The 13,886-nt window shown below is 66.3% G+C and carries 14 protein-coding genes; 9 read left to right on the top strand and 5 right to left on the bottom strand.

What is annotated here, in order from left to right; all coding sequences use genetic code 11:
• Nucleotides 1–93 precede the first annotated feature (93 nt).
• The 4 genes from KMW22_RS15185 to KMW22_RS15200 all read right to left on the bottom strand — a co-directional run bounded on the left by KMW22_RS15185 (nucleotide 94) and on the right by KMW22_RS15200 (nucleotide 5,824).
• Nucleotides 94–510, bottom strand: a complete 417-nt coding sequence (locus tag KMW22_RS15185; protein ID WP_221090902.1) for an MBL fold metallo-hydrolase — start codon at nucleotides 508–510, stop codon at nucleotides 94–96.
• 134 nt (nucleotides 511–644) lie between these two features.
• The gene (locus KMW22_RS15190) at nucleotides 645–1,550 is read right to left on the bottom strand and encodes a hypothetical protein (RefSeq protein ID WP_221090903.1); all 906 of its coding nucleotides are present in this window, start codon (nucleotides 1,548–1,550) and stop codon (nucleotides 645–647) included.
• A gap of 275 nt (nucleotides 1,551–1,825) precedes the next feature.
• Entirely contained in the window at nucleotides 1,826–2,302 is a 477-nt protein-coding gene (locus tag KMW22_RS15195; protein WP_221090904.1) for a GNAT family N-acetyltransferase, read from the bottom strand.
• 501 nt (nucleotides 2,303–2,803) lie between these two features.
• Nucleotides 2,804–5,824, bottom strand: coding sequence for a Tn3 family transposase (locus KMW22_RS15200; RefSeq protein WP_221090905.1), 3,021 nt, complete (start codon nucleotides 5,822–5,824; stop codon nucleotides 2,804–2,806).
• Nucleotides 5,825–5,952: 128 nt separating this feature from the next.
• Between KMW22_RS15200 and KMW22_RS15205 the strand changes: the two genes are divergently transcribed.
• The 6 genes from KMW22_RS15205 to KMW22_RS15230 all read left to right on the top strand — a co-directional run bounded on the left by KMW22_RS15205 (nucleotide 5,953) and on the right by KMW22_RS15230 (nucleotide 10,458).
• Nucleotides 5,953–6,381 carry a disulfide oxidoreductase gene (locus tag KMW22_RS15205; protein WP_221090906.1) on the top strand — a complete coding sequence of 143 codons (429 nt, stop codon included), beginning with the start codon at nucleotides 5,953–5,955 and terminating at the stop codon, nucleotides 6,379–6,381.
• Nucleotides 6,378–7,037 (top strand): DsbA family protein, encoded by a 660-nt coding sequence (locus KMW22_RS15210; RefSeq protein WP_107139506.1) that lies wholly within the window; start codon nucleotides 6,378–6,380, stop codon nucleotides 7,035–7,037. The genes KMW22_RS15205 and KMW22_RS15210 overlap by 4 nt, the downstream gene beginning before the upstream one ends.
• Nucleotides 7,038–7,223: 186 nt before the next feature.
• Nucleotides 7,224–7,832 carry a M23 family metallopeptidase gene (locus KMW22_RS15215; protein WP_107139505.1) on the top strand — a complete coding sequence of 203 codons (609 nt, stop codon included), beginning with the start codon at nucleotides 7,224–7,226 and terminating at the stop codon, nucleotides 7,830–7,832.
• A gap of 27 nt (nucleotides 7,833–7,859) precedes the next feature.
• Nucleotides 7,860–9,335, top strand: a complete 1,476-nt coding sequence (gene lnt / locus KMW22_RS15220; protein ID WP_221090907.1) for an apolipoprotein N-acyltransferase — start codon at nucleotides 7,860–7,862, stop codon at nucleotides 9,333–9,335.
• Nucleotides 9,336–9,460: 125 nt separating this feature from the next.
• Nucleotides 9,461–10,012, top strand: coding sequence for a TlpA disulfide reductase family protein (locus KMW22_RS15225; RefSeq protein WP_107139503.1), 552 nt, complete (start codon nucleotides 9,461–9,463; stop codon nucleotides 10,010–10,012).
• A complete protein-coding gene (locus tag KMW22_RS15230; protein WP_107139502.1) occupies nucleotides 10,009–10,458 on the top strand; it encodes a cytochrome c-type biogenesis protein in 450 nt (149 codons plus the stop codon). The genes KMW22_RS15225 and KMW22_RS15230 overlap by 4 nt, the downstream gene beginning before the upstream one ends.
• A 26-nt stretch (nucleotides 10,459–10,484) precedes the next feature.
• On the opposite strand, the gene KMW22_RS15235 is transcribed toward KMW22_RS15230, so the two are convergent.
• Nucleotides 10,485–10,730: a DUF2171 domain-containing protein gene (locus tag KMW22_RS15235; RefSeq protein WP_107139501.1), complete on the bottom strand. Its 246-nt coding sequence runs from the start codon at nucleotides 10,728–10,730 to the stop codon at nucleotides 10,485–10,487.
• 122 nt (nucleotides 10,731–10,852) lie between these two features.
• Here KMW22_RS15235 and KMW22_RS15240 point away from each other — a divergent pair, with 122 nt between their 5' ends.
• The 3 genes from KMW22_RS15240 to KMW22_RS15250 are packed head-to-tail and all read left to right on the top strand — an operon-like array spanning nucleotide 10,853 to nucleotide 13,844.
• Nucleotides 10,853–13,084, top strand: a complete 2,232-nt coding sequence (locus KMW22_RS15240; RefSeq protein WP_221090908.1) for a heavy metal translocating P-type ATPase — start codon at nucleotides 10,853–10,855, stop codon at nucleotides 13,082–13,084.
• Entirely contained in the window at nucleotides 13,081–13,341 is a 261-nt protein-coding gene (locus KMW22_RS15245) for a glutaredoxin family protein (RefSeq protein WP_058979688.1), read from the top strand. The genes KMW22_RS15240 and KMW22_RS15245 overlap by 4 nt, the downstream gene beginning before the upstream one ends.
• Complete coding sequence (locus KMW22_RS15250; RefSeq protein ID WP_221090909.1) at nucleotides 13,338–13,844, top strand: signal peptidase II; 507 nt, start codon at nucleotides 13,338–13,340, stop codon at nucleotides 13,842–13,844. The genes KMW22_RS15245 and KMW22_RS15250 overlap by 4 nt, the downstream gene beginning before the upstream one ends.
• The last annotated feature ends 42 nt before the right edge of the window (nucleotides 13,845–13,886 follow it).

Raw genomic sequence — 13,886 nt, forward strand, 5'->3', positions numbered from 1 at the left:
TGTGAGCGCTTTCAGAATGCCCTGCGCTGGCAGACCAGTGAGCTGGTCACGTTCTTCAGACTCCTTACACGACCTTTTTCAGCGCCAGGACAGTCAGAAACCTAAGTTGTCGGCTACTGAAGGCCCCGGCACAAAAGCAGGGGAGAGCAGGCTCATCCCGCCGCCCACCAAGGGGTCAGGCCAGGGATATCGCGTCTGGCCCGTCAGATGGGGCCGCTCCAGGGTGTGCACGAAGATGGGCACGGGCCAGCGGTGCTGCAGGGCCTTCAGCGCCCCCACGTGGTCCAGGTGCCCGTGGGTCAGGACGATGGCGCGGGGCGGGCGCTCCCCGTGGGCGGCCTGTGCAGCGCGCTCAATGGTACGGGCCGTGCCGGGCAGCCCAGCGTCCACCAGCACCCAGTCCTGACCCGGGCGGCCCACGAAATACACATTGACCAGGGGCAGACGCACCCGCGCCACATCGGGCCGCAGCCAGTGGGGCTGGCCTATGGCAGAAGGAATGGAGCTCATGGACACCTCCTTGGGGCGGCCACCCGCGCCGCCACACCGGAGTCTGGCCGCCGGCGCCGCCCCGCAGGATGAGCGCGCGCCCAGCCCTTCCTCAGGCAAGTGGAGGCCCAGCAGGGCGCAGCCTCAAGACAGGTTTAGAAAGGGGGCTCGCCCGCCCCGGTTTCGTCCTCGCCTGCGTCAGGCGTGCGGTGGGCCTCGGCCAGGCCCCGGGCCAGCGCCAGGGCGGTCTGAAAGCCGGACTGGTCGTCGGCATACCCGGCCGATTCGGAGGTGTGGTCAAAGTCGCGCAGCGACGCGCGGCGCAGTTCGCGCAGCGGCATCAGACGCACCCCTGCGTCCAGGCTGGCCAGATACGCCGCCTGCCGCAGTTCGTAGGCATTCTGGTAAGCAAAGACCCGCGCCCCGGGGTCGTGGAACACGCCGCCCTGTTGCCCTTGCCAGCGCAGCAGGCTGGACACGCTGGCATCGTCCAGGCGGGTGATGCTGTGGGCGCGCAGCACCTCGCCCGGGTTCAGGCGCACCGCCTGCCATTTCAGGGCCAGCAGTTCTTCCAACCGAAAGGCGTGGTGGTACAGCAGGGTCAGGGCGGCGTGCAGCGCGGCATTCGGGCGGCTGGCGCGGATCAGGGCCTCAATGGTTTCGCGGGGGGGCGGGGGCGTGTCGCGGCGTTCCTGGGGGGGGCGGCGCAGGCCGCGCAGGGGGTTGCTGCTCAGCACCTCGCGGTCCAGTAGCGCTTCGTACAGGCCATGCAGGGCGCTGAGGCGCGCGCGGGCAGTGTTGGGTTTGACCGGCGGCCCGTCCTGGCTGAACGACACGCGGGTGGCCCAGTCATGAAAGTGCGCGGGTGGGCGCTGCAAGTCCAGCCCCTCGCGCCGCGCCTGCTGAAAGAACGGCAGCAGCCGAACGTACTGCAGCGCCGCCGCGCGCGGGTGCCCCGAAGGTGGGCCCAGGGCGCCCAACAGGCTGTCCAGGTCGTACTCACGCAGCGCGCGCAGCAGCTGCCGCGTCTGCTCGTGCCCAGGGGTGAAGTCACCGGCCATACACCATATTATGTGATATCGAATCAGGGTGGGTGGACTTGCGGAAGAGAAGGCTTGTTCTGCTGGAGAGGCGGCGGCCTCATTCCAGCGAAACGGTCTTTAAGCTGACGGTCAGTAGGAATCGCGTAGGGTGCCTTTTCAACGCCAGCGACGATCACCCACAATCGCCAACATTGAGGCGACAGGCTGCGCAGGCCTGCCATAGACCGGCTGGCGGTCGCCCCCATCTATGGAAACCGAAGGCCAAGGCTCAGTGAAGGTCTATCAAGCGCAGGTCACGCGTCGCTGAGCGCTTTGCGGAACAGCACCATATCGGCCCCTGCCTCGTAATAATCGCGGACGCGGGCTTCCTCCTCGTAGCCGCACTGCACATAGAAGGCCCGCGTTCGGGCGTAGTCGGGCGTTCCCGAGGTCTCGACGAGCAGCAGGCGAGCCCCTTGGCTGCGAAGCTCGTTCTCCACGTGGGTCATCAACGCTGCTCCGCGCCCCTGGCCCTGATGGTCGGGGTGAATGGCGATCATCAGCAGTTCCCAGGTGCCCTCAGTCGCGGGCTTGGGCAGCACATAGGCAACGCCCAGTGCTGCTCGCGCGTCCTCATCAATCAGGCAGCGGTGTCCACGCTCGTGGTTCCCTGCAAAATAGTCGGCCATCATGGTGTCGGTCACCTCGGTCTGGTCAGGCGGAAACATTCCGGCAGCGACAGCGAGGGCCGTGACGGTGCTGGCGTCTTGTGGTGTGGCTGGTCGGATCAAGGGGCATCTCTCCTCTGGGGGTTGGGGGCAACGTCAGTGTCGCCGCAGCGAGGGGACAGCGAGTGAACCTGCTCCAAGAAGACCATCGTCTCAGACAGAGAATTGCACTCGCCGTACAGTGTTGCACCAATCGTGAGTTTGGGCCACAAAGAGGGCAAAGGGAAAAAACCCTGTAATCGTGGGGGTCAAGTTGGCGTTTAGCCCGGCGCTGCCCCTGTCAGATTCATCGAAACAGAAATTGAACTTGCTCCTTCCATCGCCTGTTCATCCGCCCGCTGCCAGGTGAGGCTGGGGTAGACCCGAACTGGACACTCCGGCTCCTGGGGGAAGTTCCTGCCTTCACTTGACCTCTCCCTTTAATACGGGACTCAAGTCATTCCACACCAGTCTGAGCCACCCAGTGGCCCCCTCACCCTTCTGTCGCTCCGCTCCTCCTTCCCTCTCCCCTTGTGGGAGGCATCGCGGTAGCAGTGGTGCGAAGAGTCGGGTTTTGCCTCTGCCTCAGCTCTCAACCTCGTCTGGATCGCGCAGCCGCCTGAATTGACCGGCCGGCATCTGTGAGGTCAGCGAGAAGTGGTACCGGCCGCCGAGGTGGATGTGCTCAAACTTCAGAGGTGACAGCCGCTGCACATCTTCCTCCCGCACCTCCACGCCCTCGACACGCAGTTGATTCAGGATGAGGTCGAGATAACGGGCATTCCAGAGAATGATGGCGTTCACCACCAGGCCCAGGGCCCCCAACTGATCTTCCATCCCGGCCACATAGTGTTGCCGCAGTTCCCCATGTCGGCCCTGGAACACCGCCCGGGCCAGCCGGTGCCGGGCCTCCTGGCGGTTGCGCTGGGTGCCGATGGTGCGGCGATAAAGCGGATCATCGTGATAACTGAGCAGGTGGAGCGTACTGGCGATCCGTCCCACCTGCTCCAACGCCCGCGTGAGGGCGCTTTTGGGTTTGACGCCGATCACTTTGAGCAGATCCGAGGCCCGCACCGTCCGGGTCATCAGTGACCCCGCGAGGCGCAACAGATCGTCCCAGTGGGTGGCAATGAGCGCGGTGCTCACCTGCGACGTCGCCAGCGCATTCAACTTCCCGTACTGCGCTTCTCGGGACATGCGCGCGTAGGTTCGCTCGCGCAAATCGGCTAGCTCCGGGCTGAACTGATAACCCAACAGGCGGAACAACCCGAAGACCATGTACGACGAGGCTGCCGTATCCGACACGAGTTGCTGAGGGCGCAGCACCGTGTTCTGCTCAATCATGCCGTCCAGGGCGAAAAGGGAATCGCGCAGGGTACCCGGCACCACGATGCCGTGAAAACCGCTGTACTGATCGGAGATGAAGTTGAGATAGGTCACGCCACTGCGAACGCCAAAATACTTGGGGTTCTGGCCGGCGTAGATGGTTTTCACCGGTACGCGGAAGCGCAGCCCGTCCACGGAGGCCACCTGACCGTCCCCCCACGCCGCCACCGTCGGAATGGTGGCCTGAAACTCCACCAAACGGGCATTGGCACTCGCAATGGTTTCGGCGCGCAGGTAATGCTGATCCACCCAGGACAGGCGGCCGCGCCCAAGGGCCTCTGTCTCCGGTTGAACCACCGCGTCCAGTCCAACATTGCACGCTTCAGCCAGCAGGACCGCGCAAACGCTGACGTCGAGGTGTTCCACCCGTGTTCGCGCTTCGCTCAAATGCGTGAAGGCGTGGGCAAACCCCGTCCAGCGGTGCACTTCCAGGAGCAGATCCGGCAAATCCAGGCGAGGCATCCGCCTCGCCACCAGTTCCCGCAGGTGCCGCAGACTGAGCGGCTCGGGCAGCGCCTCGTCCTCCTGAAGCACCAGCACGGTGCGGCCCTCTTCTTCTGCCAGAGAGACCGCGGCGTTCTGCGGTAAGCGGGCTTCTACCAACTGGTACCGCTCGTCCAACTGGGCGCTGAACCGCGCCAGCATGACCTGCGGATCAGGGTCAAGGTCAAGACTCCGGCAGACCTCAGCCTTCAGAGCCGTCCAGGCCTGATCCGACAGCAGGCGCAGGCGAGGGTCATTAAATTTGGGACTGGCTGACACAAAGACGTCGCGGCGCTTCAGGGCCAGATGCAAATGGTCGAGAACACAAAGGGTGTAAGCAGGCCGGTTCAGTGGCCCTTTTCTGGGAATGAGCTTGCTCCAGTCACCCTTGACGAGCGTGAGTGGCACCTCGGTGGCCATGACCTGTGATCGGCGCCCCAGACGCCGCAGCGCCTGAAGCGCGGCCAGGGACGGCCCTCCAGCGGCGCTGCCCTCAAAGGTCACCGTCCTCAGCAGGGCCGGTAGAAACTGCTGCACGTAGCTGTAGCGGCTGAGCAGCCCTTCCAACCGCGTCTCGCTTCTGGGCCGGGTCAGTGCCTGAACCGTTTCCGCCGCGGCCTGAAGCTGTTCCTGAGGCACCAGGGCCAGCACCCGCGCCGCGAAAGTGGGAAAGTCCTGGGGCGGTTGCCCCAGGCTCTCCAGAAAAGCCAAGGTGAGCTGATTGCTGTGCCGGGCCGCTTCTTCCAGTGACGGCAGGTGATCCTGCCGCGTGCCGTCCTCTTTGCGTTCAATCCGGTTGAAGAGGTCGGTCAGCAGGCTTTCAAACAGGGTCAAGGCGTCATCCAGGGCCTGACCTTCAAGGCGATGAACCGTCACCAGCAGGGTGGCGATGCGCCGGGAGCGGGTCATGCGGCGGATCGCCTGGGCCTTGACGCCCATCCCGATGCGGAAGAGGGTGTTCAGCCGTTGTTCAGGAAAACCGCTCAGGTCCAGGGTGGTCACGCCGGCCCGCCGCACCGCTTCAACCCGCTTGAGCGCACCAACGAGTCCAGGCGCAGAGACCGACAGCGGCGCTTTCCGGAGCTGGTCAAGTCGGGAGACCGAGGAGCGAGGGGGAACGTCCAGCAGGGCTTCAAGCGCCGTCACCTGGGCTTCACTGGGCAGGGCTGCCAGGTCACGCCAGAGGCGCTCATCGGCCCGGTGCTGAATGCGGGCAATCAGCCGGGTCAGCGTGGTGACGCCGGGCAGCAGCACCCGGCGCTCGACCAGGCGGGCTGTGCTGAGATCCAGCAGGCGGCTGGGCGGCTCGGCCATCAACCGGGCGCGGGCAGATAAGAAGCGTGCCAGATCGAAGAAGGCCGAAATCCCTGAAAAATCGCGGTAGCCCCACCGGGCCTGGATGTCGTGGCGGTGATCCCAGCGGGTCTCGCGCGTGCGGTAGCGGTCAAGTTTGACGGGATTGACCGTGAGGTCAAGCTGCTGAGCAACGTACTGGATGGCCGCCTCAGGCATGTCCAGGGGATCAGTCAGGAAGGTGCCCAGAAAGCGGACAGTGGCGAGTTGGAGGGCGTAGCCCAGGCGGTTGTGTTTGCCTTTTTTCTGGGCAAGGACAGCGCGGTCGTGGTCGTCAAAGCGGAAGTAACGGTGCAGTTGCTCGGCCGTCAGCGTCGGTGGATAACGGCCATACCGTGCCAGCAGAGCCGTACTGTCTTCGGATGCAGTTATGGCGCGGGACATCTTGCTCCACGCGCTTTTGTCTCTGGGAGGACATTCTGTTGACCTGACGGGCCGCCCATAACCAGTCGGCCTAAGATCGCCTCCTCACATCCCATCTTCCGGTAGAGTATCTGAATATGGTCTCAGAAATGCAGCTATCCTCTGGGAGGCGGTGGGCCTGGCCCTACGTCGCCTGGCTGCAAGCAGTGGTGGCCACCACGGGCAGCCTGTATTTCAGCGAAGTGATGCACCTGCCCCCCTGCACCCTGTGCTGGTACCAGCGCCTCATGATGTACCCGCTTGTCTTCGTGCTGCTGGTCAGTCTGCTCACGCAGGACACGCGCCTGCGCGCCTACAGTCTGCCGCTCTCGGTCACGGGGCTACTGATTGCCGCATACCACAACCTGCTGTACTACGGGGTCATTCCCGAGGGCCTGACCCAGTGCGCGGCAGGCGTGTCCTGCACCGCCCGGCAGATTGAGTGGCTGGGATTCATCACGATTCCCCTGCTCAGCCTGAGTGCTTTCACCGTCATCACCCTCAGCCTGCTGCTCTCCAAACCCCGAGGTACATCATGACACAGTCCTCCAAGAAAGCCCCCGTCCTTCTGCTGGCCCTCGGCGCGCTCGCTGTCCTGGCCACCATCGTGGTCCTGAGCCTGGCCAACCGGGGCACGTCACAGGCCGCCGCCCTGCTGGCCGACGCCAGTGAACGCCTCATCCGCGCCGACAGCCCTGCCCTGGGCCCCGCCGACGCCAACGTCACCATCGTGGAATTCTTTGACCCGGAATGCGAAGCCTGCCGGGCCATTGAACCGGACCTGATGAAGTTGCTGGAGAAGTACGACGGTCAGGTACGTCTGGTCGCGCGCTATTTTCCGCTGCACAGCAACTCCGTCCTCGCCGCGGGTCTGATTGAGGCAGCCGCCAAAGAAGATGAGGCCAAACGCTGGCGAGCCCGGGATTACCTGTTTACTAAGCAGTCCGAGTGGGGCGAGCAGCAGACTCCACAGACCAGCAAATTCCTGGACTACGCCGCGAACCTGGGCCTGGACCGCGCGCAGGTGCAGCGCAGCCTGGAGTCAAAAGAAGTGCGGGACCTGGTTGAACGCGACCGGCAGGACGGCGTGGCCCTCGGGGTCAGCGGCACACCCACGTTCTTCGTGAATGGGCAGCGGCTTGAGCAGCTCAGTGTGCAGGCGCTGGAGGCGGCCATTCAGGAGGGGGTCAAGTAACCGCGAGCAACCCATCAAGATGCGCAGAGACGAGGCCCCATGTGGGGCCTCGTCTCATTTCTGGCTGCGTGCCGGCCCACAGCCTCTGTACCGGAGCGGCCCAAGCGACAGCCCACGCCCTGCGTGTGATCTATGAATTGCTGCTCATCCTTTGGTCCAAGCCACTTGATACATTCACGCCGTCTTATGCGGATTCACATGTTTGGCGCGGCGCTCATGGCGGCGGTCTTGATCTCTCTGGGCTCGGCCGCCAGCATCACCGTCAAAGCGGGCGACACCCTGTCCAGCCTTGCGGCGCGCCATGGCACCACGGTCACGGCCCTGCTCCAGATCAATCCAAGTGTGCGTGCCAACCAGCTCCGGGTCGGTCAGAAGCTGACGCTGCCCACCCGGCCGGCCTCAACTCCTGGGGTGACCGTCCGCGCCGCCTCGGTGCGCGTCAGCGCGGTGCCGCCCGTTCAGGGCCGTCTGACCACGCCTTTTAATGCCCAGCATGGGGGGCTGGACCTGGCCGCCCCCACCGGTACGCCCATCCGCGCGACCATGGCCGGCACCGTCAAGAGCGCGGTCTTTGATGCGCGCAACGGGTGGGGCTGGACCATCGTGCTGGAGCATGCGGGCGGCCTGACCACCCGGTACAGCCACAACAGCGTCAATCTGGTGCGTACGGGCCAGCAGGTGGTCACGGGACAGGTCATCGCGCGTGTGGGCAGCACGGGCAACAGCACCGGGCCCCATCTCGATTTCCGCGTCTATCAGGCAGGCATTCCCGTGAACCCGTACGGTCTCTTTTAAATCTGAACAGATGTGAAAGGAGAGAGGATGCGTTCCTGGCCCGTCCCAGTCCGCTGCGTCTGGCGTTCCGATGTGGCTTGGGCGGCGCTGGGTGGCGTGCTCGGTCTGGGGTTTCTCGTCTCGAGCTGGAGCTGGCTCGCCCCCTTGCCCCTGGCCCTGCTCTTCCGTGAGATCACGCGGCGCCCCCCCACCGACACGTTCAAACTCACCTGGCTCTTCGGCGCCGGGTTCTTCGCCGCCCACCTGTTGTGGCTGCCCAGCAGCCTTTCGGACTTTCTGGGCCCGGGTGCGGTCATCCTGAGTGTCCTGCTCATCGCCCTGCTGGCCAGCCTGTGGGGGCTGACCGCCGCGCTGACCCGCCAGCTGCTGGGGCCCGCCACGCTGTGGGGCTTGCCCCTGGCCTGGACCGTGATGGACGCGCTACGCGCCACCGGCCCGTTCGGGTTCACCTGGGGCAGCTTGGGCTACGCCTGGGCGAAGACGCCCCTGGTGCAGGTGGCCGATCTGGGTGGCATTGCCCTGGTGGGCCTCCTGGTGGCCCTGAGTGCGGCTGCCCTGGTCTCGGGGCGGCGTTTGGGACGAAGCGCGGTGCTGGGTGCGGTGCTGCTGGCCGCGGGCTACGGCCTGACCCGCCCAGCCGCGCCTGACAGCACACAGCAGGTCCTGCTGGTCCAGGGCAACATCGACCCCCGGCTCAAAGCAGCAGGTCGCCGCACGGAAGAACTGACGCACTACCTGACTCTGACGGCCGCTGGCCTGCGCGCGGCGCCCGCCTCCCTGGTCGTCTGGCCGGAAACGGCCGCCCCGCAGGCCCCCACCACGGCGCCTGTCCGCCGCGCGCTCGCGGCCGTGCCAGTGCCCCTGCTCCTGGGTGCCCCCACCCAGGACGCTGGCCTGCGCAACAGTGTGTACGCGGTGCAGGCGGGACAGACGTTGGGCCGCCAGGACAAACGGCGACTCGTGCCCTTTGGGGAATTCTTTCCGGCCCGCGCCGCCCTGAACGGAGTGTATCGCGCGGTGTTCGCGGGGTTGGGCCTCCCGCCCTTGACCGGCACAGTGCCTGGCACCACCACACAGCCCCTGATCCTGGGCCCCCTCCGGGCTGGTGTCCTGATCTGCTACGAGTCCACCTTTCCAGGCGTGGCCCGCGCCCTGGTGACCCAGGGGGCCAATCTGCTGGTGACGGCGTCGAACGACGCCTGGTTTGGTCCGTCCACTGGCGCGGAGCAGCACTTCCAGATGGGCCGCGTGCGCGCCATTGAAACCCGGCGCTGGTGGGTGCGGGCCGGCAACGACGGCATCAGTGCGGCGGTCAACCCTCAGGGCCAGGTGGTGGCCCGCTTTCCCCGGGGTGTGGCGGGCGCATTCACCGCGCCCTACGGTCTCGCTGAAACCCGCACCCTGTTGGTTCGCTGGGGTGACTGGGTGCCGCTGCTGGCCGGCATCGGCCTCGCCCTGATGTGGGGTCGCCAGCGCTGGCTGACCTGGCGACTCGCCGATTGACGGTTCATCTCCAGCAGAGGCAGCTGTCCTTGGCGGCAGCACACCCCCGTCATAGGCTGTATGCATGAATATATTTGCAGGCATACGTTTGAGGCGGTGTTGTGGACCTTCCCAGGAGAGGCGACATGTCGGGTAGGACGCTGGCCAATTGGCGCCGCTGGCTGCCGCCGGTCATAGCGGCCGTGCTGGTGATCATGCTGGTCGCGGCCCTGACGCGCCCTGACCGCTCAGGGAAAGCTGGGAGCCCCCTGCTGGACAAGCCCGCCCCTGCCTTTACCCTGCGCAGCCTGGACGGCGTGGAGGTCCGGTTGACCAGCCTGAAGGGCCGCCCCGTCGTGGTGAACTTCTGGGCCTCCTGGTGCGTGCCGTGCCGCGACGAAGCGCCACTGCTGCGCTCATTGAGTGAAACCCAGAGTGACCAGGGCCTTGCGGTCCTGGGCATCTCGTTTCAGGAGCCGGAACTGCAAAAGGCCCGTGACTTCATTCGGGCGTACGCCCTGGCCTACCCCAGCTTGATTGATCCAGGCGCCCGCACGGCCATCAATTACGGCGTCAGCGGCGTACCGGAAACGTTTTTCATTGACCGGGAAGGCATCGTCCGCAGTGTCGACCGGGGCGGGCTCACCACGGCCCGGTTAAGTGAAGGCCTGCGCCGCATCGGGATCAACTGGCCATGAGACGAACCGCCTCATGGCTTCTGCTCAGCAGCACGCTGCCAGCTGCGACAGCCCTCACCCCCGCACAGGAGGCGCAGGTGCGCCAGATCGGAGCAGAGCTGCGCTGTCCAACGTGCACCGGCCTGCCCATCACCGAGAGCGGCGACGCACTGAGCGTTCAGATGCGGCGGGAGGTTCGTGAACAGGTCAAAGCGGGTCGAAGTCAGCGCGAGATTGACGAGTGGATGGTGTCGCGGTACGGCCGCGCCGTTCTGTTGAAACCACCGAAGCAGGGGCTGAATCTGGTGCTCTGGGGGATGCCGTTCCTGGCCCTGGGGGCAGGGGCCGTGCACTTCTGGCGCACCTTGCACTTCCGGCAGACGAGGCGGGGGCCACGCACAGCGACCGATCCATATCTCGCCCAGGTGCGTCAGGCCACGCGGCCATCAGAGAGCGGCGACCGTTGACTTCGGTCGCCGCTCCGCCCAGCCTTTTACTGCCGGTGCTCGGGATGGGGGTCTACACTCAGCCACTGCTGATGCACTTGGGCGTGACTCAGGTTGAGGTGGACATGCTCATCCACGTGATCCACCGCGCTCAGCGGAAGCCAGTGATGCTGGCCGGACTCGTCCTTGGTGAGCTTGATGTACTCGCCGTCCAGACGGTCCACCTGGCCATGGGGCTGACCATCGGCGCAAACAACGGGCATATGCTCTCTGATCTGATCTTGTCCAGTCATTGTGGTGCCTCCTGAGCCCCGAACGTACGCCTCAGCCCCCACGCCCCGATGAAGCCCGAGCCAAGTCGCCTTCATATCTGAGTAGACTTACATATGAGCGTCAGCTCAGCTATCATCAGGCCATGACCCCCACCACCCGGAAGGACCATCCGGACCACCTGACCTATTTCGTTGAGGGCATGGACTGCGCCAGCTGCGTGCAGACGGTCGAGCGCATGGTGGCCACGCTGCCCGGCACCAGTGAAGTGAAGACCAGCTTTACCAAACAGACCCTGACCCTGCACCTGGACGAAGGGCAGACGCCCCGGGGCACCCTGGAGAAGAACCTCAAATCGCTGGGGTACGCGCCGTCTCTCCTGGGCCCTGCCGCGTCAGCGGGGCCCCAGGGCCATGACCCCCATGCCGGTGATCACGCGGGCCACACCCATGAGGTCGCGCCCGCCGGCACGCCGTGGTACCGCACCGGTCAAGGCCGACTGGTCGTGGTGTCCGGCGCACTGCTGGCGCTGGCCTGGCTGCTGGGTTTCCTCCAGCCGTCGCTGTCGACCGCGGGCTATATCGCCGCCACCCTGCTCGGCGTCTGGCCGCTGGCGAAAAAGGCGCTCGCCAGTGCCCGCCTCGGGGACCCGTTCAGCATCAACATGCTGGTCAGCCTGGCGGCGATTGGCGCTGTGGCCATCGGGGAAGCCGCCGAGGGCGCCGTGGTGGTCTTCTTCTTCGCGGTCGGTGAACTGCTTGAAGGCGTGGCCGCTGGCCGGGCGCGCGCCGGTATTCAGGCGCTCGCCGCCCTGGCCCCGAAAACCGCGTTGCTGCTCGACGGCCCCCAACCCCGGGAAGTCCCCGCCGACACCCTTCAGGTCGGCCAGACCGTGCAGGTCAACCCCGGCGCGCGCGTGCCCGCCGACGGCACCATCCTGACCGGCACCTCCAGTCTCGACGACAGCCCCGTGACCGGCGAAAGTGTGCCCGTGGTCAAAGGCCCCGGCGACGCCGTCTACGCCGGCAGCATCAACACGGACGGCACCCTGCACCTCCGGGTGGACAAGGCAGCGGCCGACAACACCATCGCGCGCATCATCCACATGGTGGAAGAAGCCGAAGGCAGCAAAGCCCCCACCGCGCGCTTCATTGACCGGTTCAGCCGGTACTACACCCCTGGGGTCGTCCTGGTCTCCGCCCTGGTCGCCCTGGTGCCGCCCCTGTTCTTCGGTGGGCTCTGGCACGACTGGCTGTACAAGGGCATCAGCCTGCTGCTGATCGGCTGCCCCTGCGCGCTGGTGCTGAGCGTACCTGCCTCCATCACCAGCGCCATCAGTGCCGGGACCCGGCGTGGCCTGCTGATCAAGGGCGGCGCGGCGCTGGAAACCATCGGCTCAGTGAAAACCATTGCCTTTGACAAGACCGGCACCCTGACCGCCGGCCGGCCACGGGTCACCGACGTTGTGGGCGAACAGCTGGGCCGGTCGGACGTCCTGCGTCTGGCGGCCGCCGTGGAGTTCGGCAGCAGTCACCCGCTGGCCAAGGCCATCACGGCGGCCGCGCAGCAGGAGGGCGTGACCATCCCCGCCGCTCAGGACGCGCAGGCCCTGCCAGGCAAGGGAGCGAGCGCCACGGTGGAGGGCCGCACCCTGAGTGTGAGTTCCCCGCGTCACGCAGCAGCACTCGCCCCCCTGAGTCCGGCGCTTCTCAGCACCATCACTCAGTTCGAGGCGCAGGGCCGCACCGCTGTGGTGCTGCTGGACGGCGCCACGCCTTTGGGGGTGCTCGCCATCCGCGACGAACCTCGCGCCGACGCCCGCGCCGCACTCGCCCGCTTGAAGGACCTGGGCATTCAAACGGTCATGCTGACGGGCGACAACGCCCGCACCGGGCAGGCCATCGCCCGTGACCTGGGGCTGGACGTGCAGGCCGAGTTGCTGCCCGAAGACAAACTGCGCCTCATTGCCAGCTACAAAGCGCAGGGTGGCGTGGCGATGGTCGGGGACGGCATCAATGACGCCCCCGCCCTGGCCCAGAGTGATGTCGGGATCGCCATGGGGGGCGGCACCGACGTGGCCCTGGAAACCGCCGACGCGGCCCTCTTGCGCGAGCGGGTCTCGGGTGTGGCTGACCTGGTCGCCCTGTCGCGCGCCACCATGGGCAACATCAAGGTCAATATCGCCTTCGCCCTCGGGCTCAAGGCCATCTTCCTCGTCACCACCCTGCTCGGCTACACCAACCTCTGGATGGCCATTCTGGCCGACACCGGCGCCACTGCCCTGGTCACCGCCAACGCCCTGCGCTTGCTGCGCTGGAAAGGCCAGGACGCCCTGACCACTCCCGCTCCCCACACGGACGCTGCGGTGCCCGCGTGACGGCCGCAAAGGCGCCCATCACCCTCTACACCGTGCCCAACTGCCCGGACTGCCACGCCGTCGCGCGGCTGCTCAGCCGCTGCGGGGCCGCGTACACCGAACGGGATCTGCGCCAGGACCCAGGCGCCCTGGCGGCGCTGCGCCAGGTCACCGACGTGCGGGTCGCCCCCGTCACCGTGGTGGGCGAGCAGGTCTTTTTCGGCACGGTGGACCAGCAGCGCCCGGGCCTGCTCGCCGCGCTCAAGGGCACCGCATGAAGTGGCGTCCCCTCCTCCTGGTCCTGGCGCTCCTGGTCGCCGAAGGCCTCCTGAAAGCCTGGGCCGTCACCACCCTTGAGCCAGGGGTGAATCGCCCACTTCTTCCAGGTGTCCTTCACCTGGGCTTCACCCTGAATCCGGGCATGGCGTGGGGCCTGCTGGGCGGCTTTGCCGCGCCCCTGGCGGTGCTGCGGGTGCTCGTCGGCACCGGTCTCGTGGGCGCCCTGGGCCTGGGCCGTGTGCCCCACCGCTGGATCTGGCCCCTGGCCCTGATCGCAGCGGGCGCCCTGGGCAACGGCCTGGACGGGCTGATGCGGGGCGCCGTGGTGGATTACCTGACGTCACCCCTGCTGGACACCGTGTCCAGACTGGTGTCCAAAGCGCCTTTTCCCATCTTCAACCTGTCGGACGTGCTGGTGTGTGCTGGGACGGGGGCGCTCTTCGTGCTGGCCTGGCGCCAGGACCGCCGCGTTCACCCGCGTGGGTCGCAGCCGCAGTCATGAGCCAGGCGCACCCTCACCATCTCACGTTCTCTTCTGGAGACC

Origin of the sequence: Deinococcus aquaedulcis (assembly GCF_019693445.1) — a bacterium.
Taxonomy (GTDB): domain Bacteria; phylum Deinococcota; class Deinococci; order Deinococcales; family Deinococcaceae; genus Deinococcus; species Deinococcus aquaedulcis.